Annotated in this window: 22 protein-coding genes and 1 tRNA gene; 5 read left to right on the top strand and 18 right to left on the bottom strand. The window is 58.2% G+C overall.

The window, feature by feature from the left end; all coding sequences use genetic code 11:
- Nucleotides 1–158: 158 nt before the first annotated feature.
- The 4 genes from JJO78_RS19035 to JJO78_RS19020 form a co-directional block, all read right to left on the bottom strand.
- Nucleotides 159–3,314: an Ig-like domain-containing protein gene (locus JJO78_RS19035; RefSeq protein ID WP_273624448.1), complete on the bottom strand. Its 3,156-nt coding sequence runs from the start codon at nt 3,312–3,314 to the stop codon at nt 159–161.
- A gap of 13 nt (nt 3,315–3,327) precedes the next feature.
- The gene (aupA, locus tag JJO78_RS19030) at nt 3,328–4,665 is read right to left on the bottom strand and encodes an alkane uptake protein AupA (protein WP_085681665.1); all 1,338 of its coding nucleotides are present in this window, start codon (nt 4,663–4,665) and stop codon (nt 3,328–3,330) included.
- A 339-nt stretch (nt 4,666–5,004) separates the two neighbouring features.
- Nucleotides 5,005–5,595, bottom strand: a complete 591-nt coding sequence (locus JJO78_RS19025; protein WP_273624446.1) for a PEP-CTERM sorting domain-containing protein — start codon at nt 5,593–5,595, stop codon at nt 5,005–5,007.
- Between the two features lie 236 nt (nt 5,596–5,831).
- Nucleotides 5,832–6,068: a TIGR02647 family protein gene (locus JJO78_RS19020; RefSeq protein WP_273624445.1), complete on the bottom strand. Its 237-nt coding sequence runs from the start codon at nt 6,066–6,068 to the stop codon at nt 5,832–5,834.
- A gap of 110 nt (nt 6,069–6,178) precedes the next feature.
- Here JJO78_RS19020 and JJO78_RS19015 point away from each other — a divergent pair, with 110 nt between their 5' ends.
- Complete coding sequence (locus tag JJO78_RS19015) at nt 6,179–6,859, top strand: glutathione S-transferase family protein (protein WP_273624444.1); 681 nt, start codon at nt 6,179–6,181, stop codon at nt 6,857–6,859.
- 34 nt (nt 6,860–6,893) lie between these two features.
- Nucleotides 6,894–7,226, top strand: a complete 333-nt coding sequence (locus JJO78_RS19010) for a tRNA-binding protein (protein ID WP_036203207.1) — start codon at nt 6,894–6,896, stop codon at nt 7,224–7,226.
- Between the two features lie 17 nt (nt 7,227–7,243).
- Here the strand turns inward: JJO78_RS19010 and JJO78_RS19005 are convergent.
- From JJO78_RS19005 to rpsU, 4 genes are all read right to left on the bottom strand, one after another.
- Nucleotides 7,244–7,320 (bottom strand) — tRNA-Ile (locus tag JJO78_RS19005).
- 114 nt (nt 7,321–7,434) lie between these two features.
- Entirely contained in the window at nt 7,435–9,285 is a 1,851-nt protein-coding gene (gene rpoD / locus JJO78_RS19000; RefSeq protein ID WP_036203209.1) for an RNA polymerase sigma factor RpoD, read from the bottom strand.
- Between the two features lie 180 nt (nt 9,286–9,465).
- Nucleotides 9,466–11,199 (bottom strand): DNA primase, encoded by a 1,734-nt coding sequence (gene dnaG, locus JJO78_RS18995; protein ID WP_127402101.1) that lies wholly within the window; start codon nt 11,197–11,199, stop codon nt 9,466–9,468.
- Between the two features lie 152 nt (nt 11,200–11,351).
- A complete protein-coding gene (gene rpsU, locus JJO78_RS18990) occupies nt 11,352–11,567 on the bottom strand; it encodes a 30S ribosomal protein S21 (RefSeq protein WP_007153483.1) in 216 nt (71 codons plus the stop codon).
- Between the two features lie 239 nt (nt 11,568–11,806).
- On the opposite strand from rpsU, the gene tsaD reads away from it, so the two are divergent.
- Nucleotides 11,807–12,862, top strand: a complete 1,056-nt coding sequence (gene tsaD / locus JJO78_RS18985; RefSeq protein ID WP_127402100.1) for a tRNA (adenosine(37)-N6)-threonylcarbamoyltransferase complex transferase subunit TsaD — start codon at nt 11,807–11,809, stop codon at nt 12,860–12,862.
- Here tsaD and plsY read toward each other — a convergent pair.
- Nucleotides 12,859–13,452 carry a glycerol-3-phosphate 1-O-acyltransferase PlsY gene (gene plsY / locus JJO78_RS18980; protein ID WP_036203213.1) on the bottom strand — a complete coding sequence of 198 codons (594 nt, stop codon included), beginning with the start codon at nt 13,450–13,452 and terminating at the stop codon, nt 12,859–12,861. The genes tsaD and plsY overlap by 4 nt on opposite strands.
- A 159-nt stretch (nt 13,453–13,611) precedes the next feature.
- Here plsY and folB point away from each other — a divergent pair, with 159 nt between their 5' ends.
- Nucleotides 13,612–13,968 carry a dihydroneopterin aldolase gene (gene folB, locus JJO78_RS18975; protein ID WP_036203216.1) on the top strand — a complete coding sequence of 119 codons (357 nt, stop codon included), beginning with the start codon at nt 13,612–13,614 and terminating at the stop codon, nt 13,966–13,968.
- Nucleotides 13,968–14,486: a 2-amino-4-hydroxy-6-hydroxymethyldihydropteridine diphosphokinase gene (folK, locus tag JJO78_RS18970; protein ID WP_036203219.1), complete on the top strand. Its 519-nt coding sequence runs from the start codon at nt 13,968–13,970 to the stop codon at nt 14,484–14,486. Before folB ends, folK (JJO78_RS18970) begins: the two co-directional genes overlap by 1 nt.
- A gap of 7 nt (nt 14,487–14,493) precedes the next feature.
- Here folK (JJO78_RS18970) and pgi read toward each other — a convergent pair whose 3' ends face one another.
- The 9 genes from pgi to gluQRS all read right to left on the bottom strand — a co-directional run bounded on the left by pgi (nt 14,494) and on the right by gluQRS (nt 26,021).
- A complete protein-coding gene (gene pgi, locus JJO78_RS18965) occupies nt 14,494–16,158 on the bottom strand; it encodes a glucose-6-phosphate isomerase (protein ID WP_136633950.1) in 1,665 nt (554 codons plus the stop codon).
- A gap of 31 nt (nt 16,159–16,189) precedes the next feature.
- A complete protein-coding gene (panC, locus tag JJO78_RS18960) occupies nt 16,190–17,038 on the bottom strand; it encodes a pantoate--beta-alanine ligase (protein ID WP_036203225.1) in 849 nt (282 codons plus the stop codon).
- Nucleotides 17,035–17,829, bottom strand: coding sequence for a 3-methyl-2-oxobutanoate hydroxymethyltransferase (gene panB / locus JJO78_RS18955; protein WP_273624434.1), 795 nt, complete (start codon nt 17,827–17,829; stop codon nt 17,035–17,037). The genes panC and panB overlap by 4 nt, the downstream gene beginning before the upstream one ends.
- Before the next feature lie 118 nt (nt 17,830–17,947).
- Nucleotides 17,948–18,463 carry a 2-amino-4-hydroxy-6-hydroxymethyldihydropteridine diphosphokinase gene (folK, locus tag JJO78_RS18950; RefSeq protein WP_273624432.1) on the bottom strand — a complete coding sequence of 172 codons (516 nt, stop codon included), beginning with the start codon at nt 18,461–18,463 and terminating at the stop codon, nt 17,948–17,950.
- Nucleotides 18,464–18,466: 3 nt separating this feature from the next.
- Nucleotides 18,467–19,810, bottom strand: a complete 1,344-nt coding sequence (pcnB, locus tag JJO78_RS18945) for a polynucleotide adenylyltransferase PcnB (RefSeq protein WP_273624430.1) — start codon at nt 19,808–19,810, stop codon at nt 18,467–18,469.
- Nucleotides 19,811–20,554: 744 nt separating this feature from the next.
- Complete coding sequence (locus tag JJO78_RS18940) at nt 20,555–21,964, bottom strand: sigma-54-dependent transcriptional regulator (protein ID WP_036203235.1); 1,410 nt, start codon at nt 21,962–21,964, stop codon at nt 20,555–20,557.
- A gap of 7 nt (nt 21,965–21,971) precedes the next feature.
- Complete coding sequence (locus JJO78_RS18935; protein WP_036203238.1) at nt 21,972–24,932, bottom strand: ATP-binding protein; 2,961 nt, start codon at nt 24,930–24,932, stop codon at nt 21,972–21,974.
- Nucleotides 24,922–25,098, bottom strand: a complete 177-nt coding sequence (locus JJO78_RS18930; RefSeq protein WP_007153470.1) for a hypothetical protein — start codon at nt 25,096–25,098, stop codon at nt 24,922–24,924. Before JJO78_RS18930 ends, JJO78_RS18935 begins: the two co-directional genes overlap by 11 nt.
- A gap of 50 nt (nt 25,099–25,148) precedes the next feature.
- Entirely contained in the window at nt 25,149–26,021 is an 873-nt protein-coding gene (gene gluQRS, locus JJO78_RS18925; protein WP_036203241.1) for a tRNA glutamyl-Q(34) synthetase GluQRS, read from the bottom strand.
- Nucleotides 26,022–26,025 lie beyond the last annotated feature (4 nt).

Genomic DNA, 26,025 nt, shown 5'->3' with positions numbered 1-26,025 from the left:
TCGGAATACCCTGCCCGCTTGCCAGTCCAATTTTGGAGTTAGTTTCAATAGAAAACCAGATTAGCAGGAATTGCTTGGCGGGGGAAAACCGCTTTCTGGTTCATCAGGCCACAAAAAAGGCCAGCCCGAGGGCTGGCCATAAGTAGCGGAGCCTGAAGTTAGTACTCTGCTGGAATTTCCTTGATGGGGTTGGACAGGAAGTTCAGGTAAACGCCGCCAGCTGGAATTTCCAGAGGAATGTTCCCCAAGCTTTCTATGTTGACTGTCAGCGGCACACGATTGGTGTTTCTTTGCTCTATTTGCATCCTGCCATCATCAAAGAAATTGATGTCGCCTTTCAGTTCAAGAGTGAACGGTTTGCTGTACAGGTCGTGTGGTCCGCCAATGGGTGGTTCCAGCAGCGGGGCGTCGAGCTGAAGGCGGGCTTCGGTTCTGAACTCGGTCTGGCCATCATCATTCTCGACAATAACGCCTTCCACCAAGCCTTGTGGATTGTCCTCGGAAGTCTCCGTGTTGTATCGCATCCGAAGGATCTGTGGCCCAGTCGGTTCTTCCAGCGTGATCAAGCCGGCAATCCGCAGGTAAACCGAGGTAGAGGTTGTCGCGAGCATGGTTGGGTATAAGAGTACCCTTACACCGGTCTGCTCTCCTGAGTCCGGGTCGATGTAGGGGCCGATAACCTCTGTATTCAGTCCATAGGTCTGATAGATGAATTTATTCTCTGGGCATTCATCACCGTTGGTCGGGCACCCGACTCTTGCCGGAGTGGACATTAGCAGTATTGTTGCGTTGCCTGCTGATTTCAGTTTTGCGGCATTGGCGGACGGCAGGAACTCGCTGGCATCGTTTGGATCCACTTCATGATCGAATGGCTCCAGGCAGTCCTGGGAACCCAGCGCGTCGCAGTCAACCACATAGTTCGAGTTTGTATCCCGAATCGGCAGGTTCCGTAAGGGAGTGAATACTGTATCTAGCGCTTCACCACCTCGGAAGTAAATGTCCATATTTGGCCCGCCAACATCTTCAGGGTTTACCAGGAGATCGGTTTGCAGGGCAAGGCCGTTGGCGCCGCAGATGAAATCCTCGGTTCCGGTCTGGCATTGGCCTCCGGAAGTGGATTTCATGCGATAACGATACAGGCTATCGATTTCCCAGGGCTCGTCCGGGTAAAACCGAATCCGTTGATTGTTCTTCTCCAGCCGGCCGGATACCGCTTCAATTGCAGCGCCGCTCTCGTCCACTCTCTCAACCACAAACGTCTCGCCGCTGCGGATGGAGTCCAGATCCATGGACTGGGAGAACACGACCACGATGGGGCGGTCCGTAGGCATGGTAGTTACCGGCAACTCGTCCCCGCGAGGACCATTAGGTGCGTTATCCACACACTGCCCATGGCTATCTTGGCTTAGGTTGACCCCGGTGGTGACGCATGGGTAACCGGGATAGGTTGTCAGCGCCAGAGGTGACCTCTGTGGGACTGAACCGCCGCCAATGTCAGGGAGGGCGAAGCTGAGGTTCTGCGGTGTGACACCATTGCCTGCAAGGTCGGTCAACGCGTTGCCGATCTGCACGGTGTAATCAACACCATGCTCCAGGCCTCCGACCGGGTTCAGTACCAGGGCGGTTCCGTCGAGTTTGGCGTCCAGTGTGTTGTCGCCAACCGTCAGCGGTGTGCCTGCCGCGTCCAGCACAATGCCATCGGCGATGGTATCGGCGTCCAGCGGTTCGTCAAAATTCAGTACGATCGGGTCGCCAGGGCGCTGCATCTGATCACGATCACCCGGGAAGGCATCGTCCGGTCCTGGCATCCAGCTCACTAACTGTGGGCCGGTGTTGTCCGCCAGTTCTTCGTCCCGTTGTTCGGCAGCATCCAGTGCGGACTCGGAATCTGTCGCGGCTTCGATGCGAAAGGCAATGGTGGCATCGGTGAATTCCTGGCCCAGCAGGTTGGGTTCCACCATGCCGATGGCGTCGATGGTCAGAACGCCGTCTTCCACGATCGCGATGCCGGTCAGCTCCACCCCAAGCAGGTCCTGGGATAACGAAGCATTGGGCTGCGCCTCTTCCGTGTTCATGGCAACATCCATGAACAGTTTGACGTGGCGCGGCGCGTTCATGTTATCCGTGTAGGGGTTTGGCATCAGGTAACCGGTGGCGTCCGACAACATGGTCACCTTGATGTCACCGGTTTGCTGGATGTTTCCGGTTGCCGGATCTATAACCGGCACCTCACCGTTGACACGGACATCCAGGCTGCTGCTGGTTAGCACGCTGCCTTTCGGAACTCGCAGTGGCAGGGGCTCATCCGCCGTAAATGCCGGTGCGTAAGCGAGCTCTGCAAACAGATCGCCGGTTTGCTGGGACGGCCCGGCATTGCCCTGCAGTACGGAGTTCAGAGTAATTCCGTTGATGATTTGCCCGTTTAGCCGAGACTTGCGGGTGTTCGCGGCGCTCTCGCCGGCGTTCAGACCGGAATCCACCACTTGCTGGGACAGCACAACGGTTGGGCCGGTGTCGCGTGGGGTGATAGTTTCGCTGAAGTCGTCCAGCGTGTCGCCATGGAGACTCGGCAGGTTGCGGACTGACACGGTGTAGGTCTCGCCCGAGGTGAGTATGTCCTCCTCGCGGCCACAGCGCTCTTTCGAGTCTGCCAGGCAGGGGTCGATGGTGATGTCCCGGCCTTTCACAAGAACGGTGGCCGGCACCACGTTCGCGTTGCTGTCAGTGATTTCAATGACACCACCGAGTGCCTTCCAGTCCGGGTGTACGGTCTGGGTCATTTGCAGTCGGAACGTCGAGAAGTTCATGGGCTGGAATACATTGCCCCCGGAGGGAATCATTTCCGCAACTGTGAACTCGGGGCTCAGGTTGTCCAGCCCGGCGATGCCGCTGAATGCACCCCGTGTTGAAAACTGCACGCCCTCCGGGCCAAAAGCATTTGGGGTCGGAATCGCACGGCCGCCTTCTGCCTGCAATGCCTCGGTAAACTCAATGGTGTAGTCGGCGCCCGGGCTGAGTTCGCCCTGTGGCGACAATGTCAGACTGCGCCCACCATCCACACTTTCGGCCGTGAAGCTCAGGTCGGTGCTACCATCGGTGATGCGGATTTTGCTGGCAACATCGTTGTCAGACAGCGCGTGGGAGAAGCGCAGCACCATGTCGGCCTTGGGGCTAACGTTGCTCTGGCCATCCGCCGGGTAGGAGTAAACCACCTCTCCCGGAGTTGTGGGCTCGTCGATGGTCTGTTCATCACCCCCGCCGCATGCTGCCAGGAACATCGCGGGAATCAGTGCCAATGTATTGTTGTGTTTCATGGCAAACCTCTCCTCAGAACTTCAGGGTGATGGAGCCGCTGATAACGTGAACGTCACCGTCGGCGGTTGCCTGCTGTTCGTTACCGTCATAGTCGACGATGGTGAAATCCCGGTCCTGCAGCTGCTGATATTGGTAACCGATATCCAGCCGCACCGGGTAGGCCAGCACACGGGTGCGTTCATAGGTTGCACTGATGCCTAGCCCGGCCACGATCTTGTCGGTGTCCAGATAGTTCAGCTCCGGGTTGCGGGTGGTTTTGAGGGGAGACTCCTCATACGCCAGCCCGCCCCGGACGGCAAAGTGACGGCTGAGCTGGTATTCAGCGCCGATGCGAGGCACCAGGATGTCATCAAAACGGATGCGATTGGCTGCGCTGACATTCTCCTGATCCTTGATTGTATCGCCGGCGAACTCGTCTTCCAGTTCAGACCAGTTCTGCTGCTCAATGCTGCCGCCGATGCGCCAGCCGTCACCCTTGTACTGGGTGCCGATGGCAAAGGTTTCCGGTTGGAAGGAATCGATAGTAGCCACCGCAAGGCTCAGGCCCGGGTCGGGGATGGTCTGTGTAACGATAATGTTGGAGTCTACAGACGTCGAAGCGGATGACTTGGTGCGATAGGTGATCGCGCTTTCCCAGCCGTCGAGGAAACAGTCACTGTCCGGACAGAAAGTATCGCCCCACTTGATGGTGGTGCCAAGGATGGACTTCAGCGAGGGCTCGGCGTTAACCGCCAGTCGCTCGCGGCTGGTTTCGCCGCCAAGTGTTGAAACGGCATCCAGTTGAGCGGCTGCTTCCAGAGTGACACGCACCGAAAAACCGCCTGAGATGCCCCGCCAGAGGGGGGTGGCACCACCAATGTTCAGGAACAGGGGTTCCTTGCCATATTGCAGGTACTGCCCGGTTTCGGAGGTTTCCGAGGAGAATGCCAGCATTTCCTTACCATACTTCTCAACGCCTGCGATGAAGCCCAGGTAAATCGGGTGATCGAAGCGGGTCAGGGACGCCAGGTTGGTTTTCATGCCGATCAGGACGTGCTGGCTCGGCGAATCCGAAATGATATCGCCGTCTGCATCGGAACGGCTGGAGCGCAATTCCTGCTCCGCGTGAAGGATGCCGCCGGTCAGCTCGCCACGCTCGTCACTGGTCAGATAGGATGGATTGTAATAGGTGGCTGACACCTGCTCGTTGAACATCGACAGGGATTGTGCGGTAGCCACGTCCACGGGCATCACGCCATAGGTTGTACCGATATTGCCCATACTGGCAGAGGCATTCAATGAAAAACCGGCCGAGGCGGCTGCAACGGCGAGTGTCATCGCACGCAGGGAAAAGCGGGAGGTTGAAACCATGAAACACACTCCATTTGTTTGTCTTTGTTATGGACCTTTGCCGTGCCCCCGGAGTCGGGTAACAGGGCTGGCAATTATTGTTGGTACATTTGTTCGAAAAGCAGTGTAGTGCTCTTGTCTTATCGGGACGTTGGCTTCTTTGACAGCTTTTGGTGTCGAAACGACCACCCTCTAGTTAAAGATGGTTTAAAAATGAAGGAAATACAGAGTCTTATCAGGCCGGAAGGTGTTTATTTCTGTAACGAAGAGTTGTGAACTGTTTCAGATTTTTGGCGAGCAATAAAAAACCCCTCTATGGAGGGGTTTGTAACAGCGTAAAATACTTCGACAGACTTCGATCTATTTGTTCCCTGTCCTTCTCCGGGAATAGACTAAGCCCATCAGCCCCAAGCCCAGCAGTCCAAGTGTTCCTGGCTCTGGAACTTCTACCGCAGGGCTACCCCATATAGAAATATGGGAAATGGCGCCGCGGCCATTACTCCAGAAGTTGCTGAACACAAGGTCCTCCTGACCGTCCCACAGGGCGCTGATGTCGTAAAAGTAGTAACGAGGATCGATATTGCCATCTTTCACTGCCACATAGCACTCACCACAAGCAATGTGGGAGGTATCCAACAGCCATGACAATGTTCCTCCCGAGGGTTCACCGTCGTCAAGAGTCCAGCTCATCTCGTATGAGCTAGTAAAAGTACCTTCTTCCGAACCGCCAAAATTCGCCTTATAGAGCAGTCCGCTGTTGCCGACGAAGGTTGTTCCAAACAGGTCGTTTAAACAACTAGGTTCGCAGTTGCTGGGACCATAAGAGCCTTCGCCGTCATTTCCGTCATAATCCGCATCGCCAGGTTGCAACAGCAAAGCACTTGATGTCGCTGAGGCGACCATGAGGGCAGTTGCAACAAAAGCCGTTTTCAGTAGCTTTCCGAGTTTCATGGTTTGTTTTCTCCGTACCGCAGCCAAGCGATAAGCGCTTCCAAACGTCAGCGCTGAGACCGGTGTTGGCTGATACCGCCGAGTCGCTAGGGGGTAGAAGCAAACATTGTTCCAATATTGGAAATGCCCATGAAATCATCAAGCAAAAAAAACAGGAGAAAGTCGGTCTGTAAAATAGTTCGACGCTTTCAGGGCCGACTCCGAAATTAGAAAACCTGTGTAATGCTGGCTGGGTATCAGCTGGAAAGCACCGATAACAGTTTCTGCGCATGCTCCACGGTTTCACTGCCCAGACTTGTCAGGTAACCGCCGTCCTTCTGAGTGATCAGCCCCTTCTGGTGTAGGCGTTCAGCCGCGGTCACCATCTCCGGTGCAGCTGAATGCTGGTGAACCTTGATGCCCTCCTGCGCGGAAGACAGATCGAACATCGCCAGCAGGTTGAGTTCATCAATGTGGTCGGAAGAGAAAGGCATGGTGCGTTCCTTGTGTTATTTTTAATGGTCTTAGTGTAGTTGTATACGAAGCCACGGTATTCGGCAAAACTGATTTCCGGATAAACCACCCCACCTGGATGGAGACAGGGATGTACACCCTTCATATTGCGAACAAGAACTACTCGTCATGGTCGTTGCGCCCTTGGGTCCTGATGAAGGAGCTGGGCATTGAGTTTAATGAGCAGCTCATTGTGTTTGGTGATGAGCCCACCTGGCAGGCTTACAGGCGCCTGAGCCCCAGCGGCAAGGTACCCTGCCTCACGGATGAAAGCACAACCGTATGGGACTCGCTGGCCATCATTGAGTATCTGGCCGAGCGTCACGAGGGCGTCTGGCCCAAAGACGCAAAGGCCCGCGCCTGGGCTCGCTGTGCTGCTGCTGAAATGCATTCCGGGTTCCAGTCGCTACGGGATATCTGCAGCATGAACGTGGGCCTGCGTATCCGCATGAACACGGTCAGTGAGGGCCTGCAAAAGGATATCGACCGCATCGACAGCCTGTGGTCCCATGGCCTGCAGCAGTTCGGTGGCCCGTTCCTCGCCGGTGACCGCTTTAGCGCTGTGGATGCCTTCTTTGCCCCTGTCGTCTATCGGGTACGCACCTACGGGCTGGACCTGAGCGAAGGCGCCGCTGCCTACGTTGAGAGGGTTCTGGCGTTAGGCAGTATGCAGCAGTGGGAAGCCGAATCCCTCGCGGAACCGTGGCGAGACACCGAACACGAGAACATCGCGTTCACCGTCGGCACCTTGCTCGCGGACCACAGACAATAGCCACTTTCTTTAACAGACAGAGGACTCACCAGGCATGATCAGTTGGGAAGACTTTGAGAACGTAGAGCTGCGCATCGGCACCATCATCGAGGTAAACGAATTTCCGGAAGCCCGCAGGCCGGCGTACAAGTTGAAAGTCGATTTCGGCCCGGAAGTGGGCATCCGAAAATCCAGTGCGCAGATTACCGACCTGTACGATCCTGAGACGTTATTGGGTAAACAGGTGCTCGCCGTAACAAACTTCCCGCCAAAACAGATTGGCAAATTTATGTCCGAGTGCCTGGTGACTGGGATCAAGAATGATGAGGGGGCGATAACCCTGGTAAGCACGGATCACAAGGTGAGTAATGGGCAGAGGCTTATCTGAAGGTAAAACTGGGGGAGTGGTGGGCCCACCTGGACTCGAACCAGGGACCAAAGGATTATGAGTCCTCTGCTCTAACCAACTGAGCTATAGGCCCTTTTTCAGCGGATGCTGCTTAAAGGTTTGCTTTTTGGGGTGTCGCTTCCGGGCGGGAGCAACAAAGCGGGCGCCATTATACCGGTGAGGGATGGCGCCCGCTACTGTTGTGGTGTTATCCGTTGCCCTGATCGTCAATGAAGCCGCGCAGGTGATCGGAGCGGGAAGGATGGCGCAGTTTGCGCAGGGCCTTGGCTTCGATCTGGCGGATTCGCTCGCGGGTTACGTCAAACTGCTTGCCCACTTCTTCCAGGGTGTGGTCGGTGTTCATTTCGATACCGAAGCGCATGCGCAGCACCTTGGACTCGCGCGCGGTCAGGCCGGAGAGCACGGAGCGGGTAGCTTCGCGCAGGCCCTCAGCGGTAGCGGAGTCAACAGGTGACAGGGCCTGGATATCTTCAATGAAGTCGCCCAGGTGGCTGTCTTCGTCATCACCGATCGGGGTTTCCATGGAGATCGGTTCCTTGGCGATCTTCAGTACCTTGCGGATCTTGTCCTCGGGCATTTCCATGCGCTCGCCCAGCTCTTCCGGCGTGGGCTCGCGGCCCATCTCCTGCAGCATCTGACGGGAGATGCGGTTGAGCTTGTTGATGGTTTCGATCATGTGCACCGGAATACGGATGGTGCGTGCCTGGTCCGCGATGGAGCGGGTGATGGCCTGACGAATCCACCAGGTGGCGTAGGTGGAGAACTTGTAGCCACGGCGATACTCGAATTTGTCGACCGCCTTCATCAGGCCGATGTTGCCTTCCTGAATCAGATCGAGGAACTGCAGGCCGCGGTTGGTGTACTTCTTGGCAATGGAGATAACCAGACGCAGGTTGGCTTCCACCATTTCCTTCTTGGCACGGCGGGCCTTGGCTTCGCCAATGGAAACGCGGCGGTTGATTTCCTTGATGTCGGAAACGTCCAGGTCCACTTCGGTCTGGATATTGGCAATGCGCTTCTGCAGGCGGACAATTTCGTCGATGCGCTCAGCAATCAGCGGTGCATAGGGCTTTTTGCCCTTGGACATCTTCTCGGCCCAGTCCAGGCTGGTTTCGTTACCGGGGAACGACTTGATGAAATCCTTACGCGGCATCTTGCACTCGCGTACGCAGATTTTCATGATCGCCCGCTCGTTCTCCCGCACCAGATCGTTGGTGGAGCGAACGACGTTCACCAGTTCGTCAAACGCCTTGTTGCCCAGCTTGAACGGGGCAAATACCTGGCCCAGTTCGTTCAGGGCTTCCTGGGTTTTCTTGTGGCCGCGGCCGTGTTTGGCCAGGCTTGCGTCGGCGGCATCGAGCTTTTCTTTCAGCAGCTCAAAACGTAGACGGGTTTCTTCCGGATCCGGACCGCTTTCGGTTTCTTCTTCGCTGTCGTCATCGTCATCATCGTCGTCGGATGAATCGTCCGAGGTGCTGGACGTGTCCGGGGTAGTGTCTTCCTCCATGAACGGCTCGGCGCCGTCGGGGTCGAGGAAGCCGGAGACGATGTCGCTGAGGCGGCCTTCGTTCTCGATGATGCGGTCGTAGGCCTGGATAACGGTACCGGTGATGCCGGGAAAGTGGGCCACGGCGGCCATGACATCGCGGATACCTTCCTCGATGCGCTTGGCAATGACAATTTCGCCTTCGCGGGTCAGCAGCTCCACGGTGCCCATTTCGCGCATGTACATGCGGACCGGGTCCGTGGTGCGGCCAGCGTCGGATTCCACGGCTGCGAGTGCCGCAGCGGCTTCAGCGGCCGCTGCTTCGTCAGCGGTGGAGTCGCCGTCGGTCATCAGCAGCGTGTCCGCGTCCGGTGCCACTTCAGACACCTGGATGCCCATGTCGTTGATCATGCGAATGATGTCTTCGACCTGGTCCGGGTCAGCAATGTCTTCCGGGAGGTGGTCGTTTACCTCGGCGTAAGTCAGGTAACCTTGTTCCTTGCCTCGTGCAATGAGGTCTTTAAGACGTGATTTCTGCGAATTGCCTGACATAGACACCCTGTGAACTCGCTGGTAAAAGGAAAAAAGTGAAACAGCCATTATAGCTGTCGCGCGGTTGCTCTGCCACCGGATGGTTAGATGGTGATCAATACTGCAAGTTTCAAGTGCAGTGCCGTTTCCGGCGGCAGTTATTGCGTTTTTTGGCCCGCCGGCTCTGTTTCCTGGCGCTGGTCAGTCGTCGTTCTGTCCGGTCAGTGCCTTCAGCTCCTGCCGCTCTTCAGCGCTAAGGTCTGCCAGGCTACGCTTTTCCGATAGCAGAGACGCCAACCGCTGCTTGCGCGCCACTTCCCGGTTCGGGTTCAGCATTTCCCTGGCGCCAGCCAGGGTCTGTTCCCGTGCGGGGATGTGTTCAATGCCATCGAACAGGCTGTAAAACTGTTCTCTGGCGCGGTTATCCGTTGCCAGTTCGCGGACCAGGGAGCGCCGGTCTTTGATGGCGTGCTCCAGGATCCAGCTGGCGAACTGGCCTGCCTGCCGGTATTGGCGGCTGCTGCGGCAAAGTTCAGCAATTTCGCTGGCCATGTCCGGTGCTTCAAGCAGGGCCAGACAAAGCTGGGTATCCTTGCTGAGTTTTACGTCAATCCGTTGTTCCTGCACCCGGCGTTCGCCGTATCCGCCCTTGCCGTTTGGCTGGCGGCGGTTCTGCCAGTCGCCCCGGTTGTTGCCGCACAGCCGCAGCATTTCATGCCACATGGCATCCCTGAGGGTGCTCCTGGGCATTTTCTTCAGCAGCGGTTCTACCCGTGCCTTCAGCTCACCCCGGTCTTCCGGCAGCGTCAGGTCCAGCCCTTCGCTTTGCCGGTTGAACAGGTAGCGAGACAGGGGCGTGGCGCCGTTGATGCGTTCCTGGAACGCGTCGGGGCCCTCCTTGCGCACCAGTGTGTCCGGGTCTTCACCGTCCGGCATCATCAGGAACTGCAGATGAAGGCCGTCGGTCAGCAATTCCAGAGCATTCTCCAGGGCCTTGTCGGCCGCCCGGTAACCGGCCTGGTCGCCGTCAAAACAGAACACCAGATGCCGTACCTGCTTCAGCAGTGCCGACAGGCTGTCCTGGTTCGTGGCTGTGCCCAGCGTGGCCACGGCAAAGTGGATGCCGTTCTGCGCGAGCGCAATGACATCCATGTAGCCTTCCACCACCAGCAGCCTGTCGAGTTGGCGGATCGACTGTTTGGCTTCATAAAGGCCGTAGATTTCGCGGCTTTTATGGAACACATCAGACTCCGGAGAGTTGATGTACTTGGCCTTGTCATCACCCAGTGTGCGCCCGCCAAAGGCAATGGTTCGTCCGCGGCTGTTGCGGATCGGAAACATCACCCGGTTGCGGAACAGATCCCGTGGCCGGCCATACTTGTCGGAGACCGTGCCGGTTTCAACCAACGGCCCCTGCAGGTCCTTGCTGGCACTGTCGAACAACGCGGTGCCGGTGCCGGGCGCGTAGCCCAGCTGGTACTGTTCGATAATGCTGTCGTCCAGGCCCCTCTGTTTGAGGTAGTCCCGGGCGAATTCGCCTTGCTGGCCCTTCAGAGCGGACTGATAGAAGCGGCTGGCGTAATCCAGGGCGTCCGTCAGCGTTCGCGCCTGCTGCATTTCCTGGCGTGCGCTCTGGTCGTAGGGCACTTCCATGCCGGCTCGGCGGGCCAGTTCCTCTACCGCGTCGGTAAAGCCCAGGCCATCGAATTCGCGGACAAAGCTGATGGCATCGCCATGGGCGCCACAGCCAAAACAGTGGTAAAAGCCCTTGTCCGGCCGAACGTTGAAAGACGGCGTTTTCTCATCATGGAAGGGGCAGCGGGCCTTGTAGTTGCCGCCGGCCTTTTTCAGGGTGATACGTGATCCGATCAGCTCCGCCAGGTCTATCCGGTCGAGCAGGTCTTCAACAAAGCGTTGCGGGATCAGTCCACTCATGATGTCTCCGGTCGCGCGGAAAGTGCCGGGCCTGGAAGTACAGCCAAAAATGCCGCCGAAGCCAGGCCTCGGCGGCATTTTGGTATCGCTCTGTGCAACCTGCGGCTATACAGGCGATTATAGGCTTGCAGTCAAGCGGCGTCCGGTAAAGCTTAGTACAGACGCTCGAACTTGCGCTGTTCCCGCTGAAGCTTCTTGAGATGACGCTTGACGGCTGCGGCTGCCTTGCGCTTGCGCACGGCTGTCGGCTTCTCGTAGTGCTCACGGCGACGTACTTCCGACAGAACGCCTGCTTTCTCGCAGGAGCGCTTGAAGCGACGAAGGGCTACGTCAAACGGTTCATTCTCTTTCACTTTAACAGCTGGCATTCGAAAATCACCTACCTGATTGATTCGGTTTCTGTTTTGTCTGATCGACCGGTCTGTCAGATCGACTCGATACCTGGTCAGATTGGCTAAAACTCGACCAGTGCGTATTTAAGGCCGGCAATGATAGCGCCTGCCCATGGCCGAGGTCAATGTTTGTTCGATGAAACTGACGGAGGGTTTCGGGTTTCTGCTAAAATGCTCCGCTGATGTTCACCAGCCCGGAGTTGTGGCCCTTATTTATGCTGATTCTCGGTATTGAAACCTCCTGTGATGAAACCGGCGTTGCCCTCTATGACAGCGAACGCGGGCTGCTGGCGCATGCGTTGTTCAGCCAGATTGATATGCACGCGGATTACGGCGGTGTGGTGCCGGAGCTGGCCTCCCGCGACCATGTCCGCAAACTGCTGCCGCTGTGTGATCAGGTGCTTGCCGATGCCGGCAGGGTTCGCGCTGATATCGAAGGCATTGCCTACACCGCCGGTCCCGGTCTGGTGGGAGCGCTGATGGTAGGTGGTTCTGTGGCCCATGCCCTGGGATTTGCTCTAGGTGTGCCGGTGCTGGGTGTCCATCACATGGAGGGTCATCTGTTGGCACCAATGCTGGAAGACAATCCCCCGGCGTTTCCTTTTGTTGCCCTGCTGGTTTCCGGCGGCCATACCCAGTTAGTGCTGGTTAAGGGCATCGGCGAGTATGAAATGCTGGGTGAGTCTGTGGACGATGCCGCCGGCGAGGCTTTCGACAAAACCGCCAAGATGCTGGGGCTGGATTATCCCGGTGGGCCAAGGGTGGCCGCGCTGGCTGAAAAGGGCACGTCGGGCCGGTATCGGTTCCCGCGCCCGATGACAGACCGGCCGGGGCTGGATTTCAGTTTTAGTGGCTTGAAGACGTTTACCCTGAATACGGTCACTGCGGCAGAACGTGCTGGGGGGCTGGATGACCAGACCCGCGCCGATATTGCCCTGGCCTTCGAGGCAGCGGTGGTGGATACCCTGACCATCAAATGTCGCCGTGCCCTGGAGCAGACCGGTTGCAAGCGTTTGGTGATTGCCGGCGGCGTTAGCGCCAATAAGCGGTTGCGTGCCGGGCTTGAGAAAATGACTGAGAAACTTCGTGCTGCCGTGTTCTACGCACGCCCCGAGTTTTGTACGGATAATGGTGCCATGATTGCTTACGCGGGTTGCCAGCGTATGAACTCAGGCCAGCAGGATGGCGATCGAATTGTGGCGGTGCCGCGCTGGCCGATGAATACACTGCCACCGGTTGGCGAACCACGGACGAATGGGCTGGTGGACTAGAAGCCCGGTTCCCGGCCCTGGGCCATACGGATCAGATTGTTGCGGTGACGTACCACAATCAGGATGGCCAGCAGGCCGAACAGTGGCAGGGTGTCGGGTTCGATCAGGGCACTGATGATGGGGCCGCTGACAATGGCCACAATCGAAGCCAGCGCCGAAATTTTCCAGCGCCACATCACCAGGGCCCAGATGGCGGCGAGTAGAAGCGTGGTCGCTGGAGCCAGCGCAAGCCCGGCGCCCAGTGCCGTCGCCACGCCTTTTCCACCCTTGAATCGATAGAACAACGGAATCATGTGCCCGGTCACCGCGCACAGCGCCACCATGGCCTGGGAAAGGATGGTCAGGTCTGCCTGGTGGGCAAACCACACCGGAAGCCAGCCCTTGGCGGCATCCAGGAATAACGTCAGTGCCGCTGGCGGCCATCCGCCGGTACGGTAGACGTTGGTGGCGCCGGGGTTCCCAGAGCCCTGGGCGCGTGGGTCTGGAAGATGCCAGGCGCGACAGACCGGCAGTGCAAACAGCATTGAGCCCGCCAGGTAGGCCAGGGCGCACAGTAGAACGGTCAGTACCGGGTCACTCAGATAGCTCATCGGTGGCGATCATTGGCAAAGTGAAAAAGACGCAAAGACGCGTACTGGTCATTTGTGAGAAAATGCCGGCCCCGCGACGAAGCAGGTCAGGTTTTACACAGTATCCGCTGCCTGCGCGTTATTCAATCAGCAAAGAGTGTAAGCCCGGGAGTGCCTCCGTTGACAGATAGTGTACTGATCGAAGGTCTGGCCGTTGAGGCAATCATCGGCGTGTACGACTGGGAGCGGGAAGTCAGTCAGCGGCTGTTGGTGGACCTGGAGATGGCCTGGGATAACAGGGCACCGGCGGCGTCGGATGATGTCAGTGATGCGCTGAACTACGCTTTGGTCAGTGAGCGGGTCTCAGACTACCTTGTCGAGGCTCGCCCCCAATTGCTGGAAACCGCTGCGGAAGGCATTGCCGGTTTGCTACAGAGTGAATTCAACGTGCGCTGGGTCAGGTTGACCCTTCGTAAGCCAGGCGCCGTTCCGGCTGCAGCAGCCGTGGGTGTAAGGATTGAACGGGGGAGCCTCTGATGGCGCGGGTGTATATCAGTATCGGTAGCAACATTGACCGCGAGCGCTATATCACTGCGGCGCTGGATGCACTGGCTGGCTGGTTTGACGAACCGCTTATCTCATCTGTCTACGAGAGCGAGTCGGTCGGTTTTGATGGCTCGCCCTTCTACAATCTGGTGGTGGGCGTCGATACCGACCTGAGCGTGGCCGAGCTGTCGGCCCGCTTCAAGCAACTTGAGGCGGACAATGGTCGACGGCGGGGTGTGCCAAAGTTCAGCCCCCGAACACTGGATCTGGATATTCTCACCTACGATCACGAGGTGGGCCGGGTCGATGGTGTCGAGCTGCCCCGGGGCGAGATCCTGAAAAACGCCTTCGTGCTGTTGCCACTGGCGGAAATTGCGCCGACCGCCGTTCATCCGGTCTGCGGCGAGCGTTACCAGGCACTGTGGCAGGCCTATGACCGTGACCAGAAATTGTGGCCGGTGGACTTTACCTGGCGGGGCCGGCGCATCTCGCAGGCCGCTGCCCGATAAAGGGACTTTACGCCCCGTGATGTGAGCGGTATATCTGGATCAGGCTGGCCGTTGAGCTGTCGATGGCCTCGTCGCCTTCGGCAGTATCGCCGGTCAGGCGGTCCAGTATGCCCTTGCCCATCTGTTTCCCCAGTTCCACGCCCCACTGATCGAACGAATCCACATCCCAGATAATGCCCTGCACAAAGGTACGGTGTTCATAGAGAGCGATCAGCGCGCCGACGGTTTCCGGCGTCGATTTCTCCATCAGCAGGGTATTGCTGGGTTTGTTGCCGGGAATCACCTTGTGAGGCGCCAGTTTGTCGATCTCTCCAGAGCTCATGCCTTCGGCTTTCAGTTCCGCTTTGGCTTCGTCCAGGGTCTTGCCGGACATCAGAGCTCGTGACTGGCTCAGGCAGTTGGCAAACAGCGTAACGTGGTGACTGGCGACCGGGTTGTGGGTCTCCAGAGGAATAATGAAGTCCGCCGGAATCAGGCGTGTGCCTTGATGCAGTAGTTGGTGGAAGGCGTGTTGGCCGTTGGCACCCACGCCGCCCCAGATCACCGGGCCGCTTTGGTAAGTTAGCGGCTCACCGCCCTGGGTCACGCTCTTGCCGTTACTTTCCATGTCCAGTTGTTGCAGGTGCGCGGGCAGGCTGCGGAGGTAATGGTCGTAGGGCAGGATGGTGTAGGTTTCCGCGCCCCAGAAGTTGTTGTACCAGACCCCCAGCATGGCTATGACCACAGGCAGGTTCTGCTCCAGTGGCGCAGTATGGAAATGTTGGTCCATGGCATTGGCGCCGGAGAGCAGGGCACGGAAATTCTCCATGCCGATGGTCAATGCCACGGGCAGGCCGATGGCGGACCACAGCGAGTAGCGTCCGCCCACCCAGTCCCACATGGGGAAGATGTTGTCTTCGGAGATGCCGAATTTAACGGCTTCCGGGGTATTGGCAGTAACCGCCACGAAGTGCTTCGCGATCTGATCCTCGCTGCCGCCGTTGTCCAGGAACCAGTCCCGGGCCACCTTGCTGTTCTCCAGGGTTTCCTGGGTACGGAAGGATTTCGACTGGATCAGGAAGAGGGTGGTTTCCGGGTTGACCCGGCGCAGTACCTCGGCTATTTGGGTGCCGTCGATGTTGGCGACGTAGTGGCCCTTCAACTGGCCATGCCAGTAAGGGCGTAGAGCTTCCGATACCAGTTTGGGGCCGAGGAAGGAGCCGCCAATGCCAATACTGACCACATCGGTAAAGGCCTTGCCGGTATGCCCCTGCCAGCGCTCGCTAAGCACGTCGTCTACGAACTGCGCCATGCGATTCAGCGTGCCTTCCACTTCCGGAGTGATGTCCGTGCCGTCAACGTGGATGGAAGCGCCGCTGGTGTCCCGCAGGGCGATGTGCAGCGCCGGGCGCTTTTCAGTGACGTTGATGTGGTCGCCACGAAACATGGCTTCGATTTGCTCCGGTACACCGCATTTCCTGGCCAATGCCATCAGCTTCGCCAGGGTGTCATCGGTCATGCGGTTGCGGGAGTAATCCAGCGACAGGCCGCCGCCGCGAATGAAAAAACGGCTGGCTCGGTCGGGATCGTCGCTGAAAAGCTCCCTCATGTGGGTGCTTTCCAGTTCCGCCTGATGTGTCTTCAGTGCCTGCCACTCGGGCCGGCTGGTGAGTGGTACAGAGCCCTGGGACATTGTGGAATCCTTTCTGTCAGTGAATGTCGGATCAGCGGGTGATCGACAGGTTGTCGATCAGTCGTGTGGTACCCAGAAACGCTGCCACCAGTAGAGTCAGTTCGGTATCGTCGGCGCTGGCCGGTTTCAGGGTCAGGCTGTTGGCGATGTTGAAGTAATCCGGGCGTAACCCCGCTTTACTGAGGGCATCGTTGGCCTCTTGGGACAGCACTGTGAAATCGGTCCGGCCTTCGTGAATCTGTTCTGCGGTGTTCTTCAGTGTCTGGTAGAGAGTCGGTGCAATGGCGCGTTCGTCCTCGGTAAGGAACCCGTTGCGGGAGCTTTTCGCCAGACCGTCCTCTTCGCGAACGGTCGGGCCGCCGATGACTTCCACCGGTATCATCAGATCCTGGGTAAGTTTGCGAATGACTGCCAATTGTTGGTAATCCTTCTCGCCAAACACCGCGATATCCGGCTGAACCATATTGAACAGCATGGTGACGACCGTGGCTACGCCCTCAAAGTGTCCGGGCCGGCTGGCGCCGCAATGGCCCTCACTGACTTCCGGAACAATAATACGGGTGTGCCTGGCCAGTCCCTCGGGATAGATTTCTTCATTGGAGGGGGCGAACACCAGGGTGCTGCCTGCAGCCTCAAGCCGCTCCTGATCTTCAATCAGTGTGCGGGGATAGGTGTCCAGGTCTTCCGTAGCGCCGAACTGCATCGGGTTCACGAAGATACTGGTCACGACGATGTCGGCTGCTTCACGGGCCTTTCTGACCAATGAAATATGCCCGTCATGCAGGTTGCCCATGGTGGGAACCAGCCCAATACGTTTCCCTTGCTGGCGATAGCTGCGCAGCATGGCACGGAGTTCTTTAAGCGTATGTACGGTTCTCATGCCTTGAACGTATGCTCCTCGGCGGGGAATGAGCGGTCGCGAACTGCGGCCACATAGGCTTCGATGGCACCTTTGATGGAGCCGGACTCCGCCAGGAAGTCCTTCACAAAGCGTGGTTTTCGGCCGGTGACCATGCCCAGCATATCGTGGACCACCAGTACCTGACCGTCGGTGTCTGCGCCGGCACCAATGCCGATCACCGGCGCTTGTACGGCCTGGGTGATCCTGGCTGCCAGCGGCGCAGGTACGCATTCCAGCAGGATGGCATCGGCGCCCGCGGCCACCAGTTCACAGGCGTGTTCAATCATAAGCTCGGCGTGCTTTTCGTCCCGGCCCTGGACCTTGTAGCCGCCAAACTTGTTGACGAACTGCGGGGTCAGGCCCAGATGGGCGCATACCGGCACGCCGCGTTCGCTCAGGGCGTGAATGGTGTCCTTCATCCAGTCGGTGCCTTCCAGCTTGACCATGTGGGCACCGGCGCGCATCAGCTCGGCGGCGTTCTCCAGGGCGGCCCCGGTGGTACCGTAGGTCATGAACGGCATGTCGGCCATGATCAGCGAGCCCCGGTTGCCTTTGGCTACGGACGACACGTGGTACACCATCTGATCCATGGTCACGGGGAGTGTGCTGTCGTGCCCCTGAAGCACCATGCCAAGAGAGTCGCCAATCAGGATAACATCAACGCCGGCCTCACTGACGATTTGAGCAAAGGTGGCATCGTAGGATGTCAGAACGGAGAAAGCTTCGCCCTTCTGCTTGTAATCGCGCAGAGTATTGATGGTAACAGCCATAGAATCCTTGCCTTGTGGGTGGATGGGCCAGACCGGGCCGGGTGTATGCCGGCATCCAGGCCTTTAGGGTAATCCGGGGGTGTGTTTGTGGCAATAGCCGCACGCCGAGCCGTTGGTCTCAGCCGGGCGGGAAAGGTGCCCGTTCCACCGGATTGAGTTTTTGCAGGTTGTTATCAGGGCATTGTTGTCGCAGTTGCGCGATGGTGCGGCCGTCTGGCAGTGCCAGTCCGGGCTCCAGGTCCAGTAACGGCTGCAAGACAAAGTCGCGGTTGGCGAGTTCGGCGTGGGGTACGGTCAGGCGTTCGCTGGCGATGGTTTCATTGCCATAGAGGAGCAGGTCCAGATCCAGGGTTCTCGGCCCCCAGTGCTGTATGCGTTCGCGGCCATGAGCCTTTTCAATGGCCTGTAGCTGGTCCAGCAGTTCCAGGGCGGAAAGTTCCGTGCGTAACCAGGCTGCGCCGTTTACGAAATCGGGCTGGTCCTGCGGGCCCACCGGCTTACTGCGATAAAAAGGGGACTGGGCCACCAGTTCAGTTTCCGACAGCGCAGCCAGCCGGGCCACGGCACCGGCCAGTTGCGCGGAAGGGTCAGCCTGGTTGCTGCCGAGCCCGATAAAAACATCCGTGGCCGTCATCGGTCAGGCCTTTTTCGCGGGCTTCTTGCGGCGGCGTTTCTTGGGGCCGTCACTGCCCAGTTGTGTCAACATACGTTCCTGGCCGCGCTCGTCCGTTTCCTGGAATTCCGTCCACCACTGGCCCAGTCCGGGTTCGATTTCGCCCGAGGCTTCCCTTACTAGCAGGAAGTCATAGGCGGCCCGGAAGCGGGGATGGGACATGGTGGCGAATGCGCGCTTACCCTGGCGACGTGGCAGGCGCATCTGCAGTTCCCAGATCTCCTTCATCGGGCCGGAGAAGCGCTTGGGGATCGAGGTGGCCTGAACCTGTCGGCCGATCACCTTGGCGATGGCCATGTGCAATGCCGGTTGTACCGGCTCCCCATTATCCTGGCGTTTCCGCCATTCCGCCTGCAGGGCTGGCCAGAGCATGGCTGCAAACAGGAAGTAGGGCGTTACTGACTTGCCCTGAGCGATGCGGGCATCGGTATTTCGCAGGGCCTTGCGGATCAGTTCATCCGGCTCGCCGTTGTTGATGGCCTGCACCGTCTCCGGGAACAAAGGCGCCAGCAGGTTGTATTCGCTGAGCAGGTCGTAAGTGGCTTCACCGAAACCTGCGGAGAACAGCTTAAGCACTTCTTCGAACAGGCGAGCTGGCGGAATGTGCGTGAGCAGTGGTGCCAGTTCCCGGATCGGGGCTTCGGTGTCGGGTTCGATATCGAAGCCCAGCTTGGCGGCGAAGCGTACGGCGCGGAGCATACGTACCGGGTCTTCCCGGTAGCGGGTTTCCGGGTCACCAATCAGGCGCATCTGACGGTTTTCCAGGTCTTCAATGCCGTTCGCGAAATCCACCACGGTGAAGTCGCGGATGCAGTAATAGAGGGCATTCACGGTGAAGTCCCTGCGCAAGGCGTCTTCTTCCAGATTGCCGTAGACGTTATCCCGCAGCAGCAGGCCATGCTCGCTGGTTCTGCGGTCATCGTCGTCGTCATCTTCCTGCGCTTCTGCCGCATTTCCGCGAAAGGTGGTGACCTCAATGACTTCCCGGCCGAACAGGACGTGAACAATGCGGAAGCGCCGGCCAATCAGCCTGGAGTTGCGGAACAGGTCATGCACCTCTTCCGGCGTGGCGTTGGTGGCGATATCAAAATCCTTGGGTTTGCCGCCAAGCAGTATGTCGCGAACACCACCGCCCACCAGATACGCTTCGTAACCGGCATTGTTCAGCCGGCTGAGCACTTTCTTGGCGGGCTCGCTGATGAATGAGCGGGAGACGTTATGCTGGTCCCGGGGGATTTCCTGACGTTGATAGGTTCGGGCTTTTTTCTTCCCGTTTCCTGACACGTATGACAATAGTCGTTTAAGCATTGAATTCCGTTATTGCGCTGAGCAAAAGCGAGAGTTTAACGGTTTGGACGGGATTTGCACACGTTTGGCGACACAAGCTGGTGAAAACAACCAAAGGAAGGGCGTAAATGGTCGGTTTGAAAAATGGTTGGGCCAGATAATCAAAAGGCGGATTCGTTTACACGAACCCGCCCTGAAAGCGTTGACGATCTGCATTGTTTTTGTTTTTACCGGGATTTTTCTTCGTTTTTCTACCCCACTGTCAATCCCCAAGCTTAGGGATTCCAGGAGTGCAAACGGAAAGCTTTGAATACACAGAGCAGTCAGAGACATCGGGCAAGTCATTGGGTAAATGCAGTGCCGCCTGGAAGACGATTCTTCTCTACATCTACAACTCGCACGTGCCGTGGGACCACTAAAAAGCAAAGTACCCAAAACACTCAGTTCGCTCACGTTCTGTTTTTGTTTTTGTTACCGAACGTCTTCTACAGCTTTTTGTTCTTGTTGTTGGCGCTGCGTTGTCACTGTTGTTTTTGTTGTTGTGCGCCCTATAGACTGCAGTCCGTGTGCCAGTTTTTGAAAACTGTTTATTAACAGTAGGTTAGTATTGTCGGTCTATTTGGGAAGGTGGATCGTAAGACTTAAGTGTTACTGAGGTCGCGTTTTTTAGATCTGGGGTGTTACCGTCAGGAACACTGGGTAACAACTGAGCTCAGGTTCACACTTTCCCGGTAACAACGCTTGCTGAGGAGTACCGGAAAAGTATCAGTTCCCCGAACTTTTCTTTCGTGGGATGCCCAGGCGTTGCCGCCGCTCCCACAGAGATTTACGGCTGATCCCCAACTTTTGGGCCAGCTCGGTTTCACTCATACGATCCTGGTTTTCCAGCACAAAGTGTTGGAAGTAATCTTCAAGGGAGAGGTCACTGGTGGCCTCGGCTTCCCGGGAGGGCGCCTGCTCGTTGTTGCCGTCCACCAGGGTTTCGGGGATGTTGACGTCGCCGCCTTCGCCGTCCAGATCCAGCAGGGACGGGGTGATCAGGTCGCTGTCACAGAGGATGGTGGCGCGCTCGATGGCGTTTTCCAGCTCCCTGACGTTGCCGGGCCAGCGGTGTCGTTCCAGCGCACGCATAGCCTCTGGTGTCAGGTTCAGGCCGGGTTTACTCATCTTTTCGCCCTGGCGTTGCAGGAATCGCTGGGCCAGGCCAAGAATATCCGACTGCCTTTCCCGCAGCGGCGGTATGCGAACCTGCATGACGTTCAGTCGGTAAAACAAGTCTTCGCGGAACCCACCGGTTCGTGTCATGGCCTTCAGGTTACGATGGGTGGCTGCAATCATACGCACGTCCACCTGGCGGCTCTGGGTGGAGCCCACCTTGCGAATCTCGCCTTCCTGCAACACCCGCAGCAGACGGGCCTGAGCCTCAGCGGGCAATTCGCCGATTTCGTCCAGAAACAGGCTGCCGCCGTCGGCTGCTTCGATCAGGCCGGTCCGAGCCGATACCGCCCCGGTAAACGACCCCTTTTCATGGCCGAACAGTTCCGACTCGATCAGGCTTTCCGGAATCGCGGCGCAGTTCACGGAAATAAGAGGTCTGGCGGCCCGGGGGCTCATCAGGTGAAGCGCGCGAGCAGCCAGCTCCTTGCCGGTTCCGGATTCGCCCTGGATCAGCACTGTGGTCTCCGTCGGCGCCACTTTGCGTATCAGGGTGAACACCTTCTGCATGGCATCGCAGTGACCAAACATGATGCTGGCCGGGTCGCTGTCCGGTGCAGCTGCATCTGCCTGATTCGATGATGACTGGGCATTCGAGGAAGAAATCTGCGGCTTTCTGGCGAGAATGCCCTCGACCGCTTCCAGCATTTCATCGTGATCGAAGGGTTTGGCAATGTACTCCACGGCGCCCATTTTCATGGAGTCCACGGCGGAGCGGAGGCTGGCATAGCTGGTCATGATCAGCACCGGAGTGTCCGGTGCGCGCCGTATCAGTTCCGTTCCGGCTGCGCCGGGCAGTCGAAGGTCGGAGATGATCAGGTCAAATTCGCCGGGGTCGTGGTTGTCTTCGGCTTCTTCAACGGAGCCAGCATCGGCAACCTCGTAACCGGCGTGCTGAAGCAGCTTGCGAACCGCTGAACGGATGATCTCTTCGTCTTCTACAATCAGAATGCGAGGCATAACGCGTTTACGACCCTTCGTTCTGGCTGATGGTGGTACCGGTGTCCGGCTCGTAGGCCGGCAACCTCATGCGCACACAGGTGCCGCGGCTAGTGTCAGCATCAGCCGGGCTGTCCACTTGAATGTTGCCGTAATGCTCTTCAATGATGCTGTACACCAGCGACAGGCCCAGGCCCGTTCCTTTGTTGGGGGCCTTGGTGGTGTAAAAAGGCTCGAAGATATGGTCCAGCTGGTCTTTCGGTATGCCGGAGCCGTCATCGGTGACCTCGATAATAGCGGAGTAGCCATCACGGTTTCCACTGATACGCACTTCTCCACCGATGGGTGAGGCGTCCCGGGCATTGGCCAGCAGGTTGATAAACACCTGCACCAGCCGTTGTTCATCCCCCAGGATGGTCAGCTCATTCGGACATTCGTTGCGGTAGTGAATGCCCATGCCCTTGTCACTGAGGGACAGCAGGTTGATGGACTCGTCCACACAACGGTGTATGTCCACCGGTTCGTAGCGGTTGGCGTGGGCATGATTTCCGGTACGGGCAAAGTTCATCAGCGACTGCAGGATGGTGGAGATCCGCCGGGTCTGCTGTTGGATCTGATCCGCGGTGGACAGGATGTCCGGGTCGTCGGTTTCCAGTTTCAGGTTCTGGGCCAGGGAGGAGATACCGGTGACCGGATTGCCAATTTCGTGGGCGACACCGGCCGCGAGCCGGCCCACGGAGGCCAGGCGCTCGCTGTGCATCAGTTCGTCTTCCAACAGGCGGGTTTCCGTCTGATCTTCCACCAGGATAATGCTGCCGCCCTCGGTGTGATCGGGGCCGCTCAAGGCTGCTTTGTGCAGGTTAAGCCAGTGGGGGCGGCCTTTCAGATCCAGGCGGTGCTTGTACCGGTGCAGGTCCTCACCGCTGTTGAAATCGTCCAGCAGCAGGTGCCAGTGCTCGGGCAGGGCCATCAGTCGGGCGCCCACCACATCGTCGGCTGTAATGCCGGTGAGGGCTTCCATGGCGTTGTTCCACATGAGTATTTCGCCGTCTTCGCCAACAGAGCAAGCGGGAATCGGAAGGTTCTGAAGGGTCTGGCGATAGTGGCGGCGCAGGTTGTCCAGTTCCCCGGCGAGCCCGGTCAGGCGATTCTGGTAATCCCCGAGGGCCCGTTCGACATAGCGTATATCCTGTGCGGTGCCGCCGCTGGCCATGGGTTTATAGCCCAGATGCCGTTTAACCAGATCACGAGCGACAGCGGGGCCCAGCAATCCCGAAAGGTTTACCTCCACTCGGTCGCGCAAGCGCCGAAGTTGGTAGGGCCGGTATTCCACGTTGGGCAGCTTGAGCTGGGTAAGGGCTTTTTCCACTTCCCGTCTTGCAACCCCCAACCCTAATGGAACCGCAAGCTGGCGGGTGAAGTCCGCAGACGAGGTTGCCAGTAACTCTCTGCGCTGGGGGCGGGAAAGCGCGCCCAGAGAACATGCCTGGGCAGCCCCGGCTTCTTCGGCGGAGCTCGTACTCAGTACTGAAATGAGGGTGAATATGGTGACATTCACCGTCAGGCTAACGAAGGTGAAGATGTGCCAGTTGCTGTAGTCCGGTACCAGCGGGGCACCGATGAAATCCAGCAGGTTGGCGGTATGGGAGAAGGGCAACACCAGGGTAATCACCCAAATGACCAGGCCGGAGACCAGCCCGGCGATCAGGCCACGGCGATTGCCTTCTGGCCAGTAGATCACACCAAGGGCGCCGGGGAGTAGCTGGAGCATGCCTGATAGTGAAATGGCGCCGAGGATCGACAGGTCCAGGTTTTTGCCCAGGGTTTCATGGAACAGCAGCGCAGCGAAGATGATGGCCGCGATAAGCAGGCGCTTGACCCATTTCAGCCAGTGGTAGATGTCACCGTGGTCCTTGGGGGTTCGTAGTGGAAGAACCGCATGGTTCAGCACCATGCCCGCCAGAGCCAGGGTGCTGACGATCATCAGGCCGCTGGCGGCGGACAGGCCGGCAATGTACATCATCAATGTTAGCGCCGGACTGCCGAGGGCCTGGGCGGTGCCGATGGCGTAGAAGTTCGGTCCCGTGGTGGCAGCCAACGCCTGGCCGCCCCAGAGAATCAGTGGAATCGGCAGGCCGAGCAGCAGCAGGTAGAGGGGCAATCCCCAACTGGCCTTTGCCAGTGCTTTGGGCGATGGGTTTTCACTGAAGGTCATGTGGTACATGTGGGGCAGTACCAGGGCACCGGCGAAGGACATCAGCATCAAGGCGCGCCAACTGCCGTCATCGATGCTCATGGTCATTGTGCTAACCGGAGTGCTCTGGTCCGCCAGCCAGGTTTCCAGTCCTGCCATACCATCGAATACGCCAAACAGGATGACTCCGCCAAGGATCAGCAGTGAGAAGAGTTTCACCAGGGAGTCGAAGGCAATGGCCAGTACCAGGCCCTGGTGGTTCTCGGAACCCTGGCTGCGACGAGTGCCGAACAGCATGGCAAACAAAACCACGATAATGCTGAAAAGCACACTGATGAGTTGAGGGGAGGTGTCTGGCGCCAACAGGCTGGCAGACGTGGATACCGCCTGGATCTGCATGCTCAGCAAGGCCAGTATGGCGGTGCCGGAACAGATGGTTACCAGCGTGCCCGCCCACTGGCTTCGATACCGGTAGGCGAACAGGTCGGCAAGGGAGGTGAGCTGGTAGGCGCGGCCAATCCGCATCACCGGGTTGAGCAGAACCGGTGCCAGCAGAAAGGCGCCGCTGATGCCCAGGTAGTAGGCCAGGAAGCCAAACCCCGATTCAGCGGCCATGCCCACCGCGGCGTACACGGCCCAGATGCCGGCGTAGACGCCAAGGCTAAGCGTGTAGACCAGAGGGTGCCTGATCCAGCTGCGGGGCAGCGCGCCTTTTTCGGTCACCCACGCAATGCCGAAAAGCAGGACCAGATACAACAGGCTGGCCAGTAATAGGCTGGGAGCGCTAAAACTCATTGGGATCCCGTCGCCACTCCAGCCAGAAGCCGATGGCAATCAGGCCGGCCCAAATTACGTAGGGGCTGTACCAGGCATTCCCTGGCGACGTCCACCAGTCAAGAATGTTGGGAGAGAATATGTAGATGGCCAGAACCAGAAGGAAGACCAGACGGTAGATATACATCAGGCATGATATCCGCACTGTCGCTTGTGAAAAGGTTTATAACACGTCGTTCACCGGGCTGTCAGGTGAATCCGCTCCGGCGCCCAGTTGGCAGCGGCCCGGGCAAGCAGGGTACCGATGTCTGATGCCTCTGCCAACAAACGTTGATCCTGTCCCAATGCGACGAGGGCCTGTTTCAGGTTGTCTATTGCTTTTCGGTCATCCAGGGCTGGTGCATGGTTTTGCTTGCTGAGCTTCTGGCCTTCGGCGTTGAGAATAACCGGAATGTGCATCCACTGAGGTGGTGGCGCGCCCAGTGAACGATAGATCTGCTGTTGCTGTGCGGTCATGTCCAGCAGGTCTGAGCCCCTGACGACGTGGCTGATGCCCTGGTCGATGTCGTCGGCAACCACCGCCAGTTGGTAGGCGTAGAAGCCTTCCTTGCGGAGGATGACTGGATCGTCTAGTTCAGCGTGTACCTGCTGCACTTGCGGCCCCAGTAATTGATCGTGCCACTCGCTGTGTTCGTCGTGAAGGGCAAAACGGACCGCGAACGGGCGTTCGCCCGGTTCGGCCTTCCCTTCACGGCAATGCTCCGGGTGGCGCCCATTGTTTTCCCGCAGTTGCTTTCGTGAACAGGCACAGCGATAGGCCAGCCTTTGGGTGAGTAAACGATCAATCAATGCGTGGTAATGGGCGTGGCGTTCTGACTGGAAGCGCACGGGTTCGTCGGAATGCAGGCCGTGGGCGTTCAGGCTATCCAGTATCCGCTGGGTGGCTTCAGGGGATTCCCGGAGAGGATCAAGGTCTTCAATCCGCACCAGCCAGGTGCCTTTATGACTGCGCGCCTCAAGGTAACTGGCAACCGCGGTGACCAGGGAGCCAAAATGCAGAGGCCCGGTTGGAGACGGCGCAAACCGGCCGCGATAGTGGGAATCAGTCATGGCT

The organism is Marinobacter sp. DS40M6, assembly GCF_028581595.1.
Taxonomy (GTDB): domain Bacteria; phylum Pseudomonadota; class Gammaproteobacteria; order Pseudomonadales; family Oleiphilaceae; genus Marinobacter; species Marinobacter salarius.
This window is presented reverse-complemented; position numbering and strand designations above follow the sequence as displayed.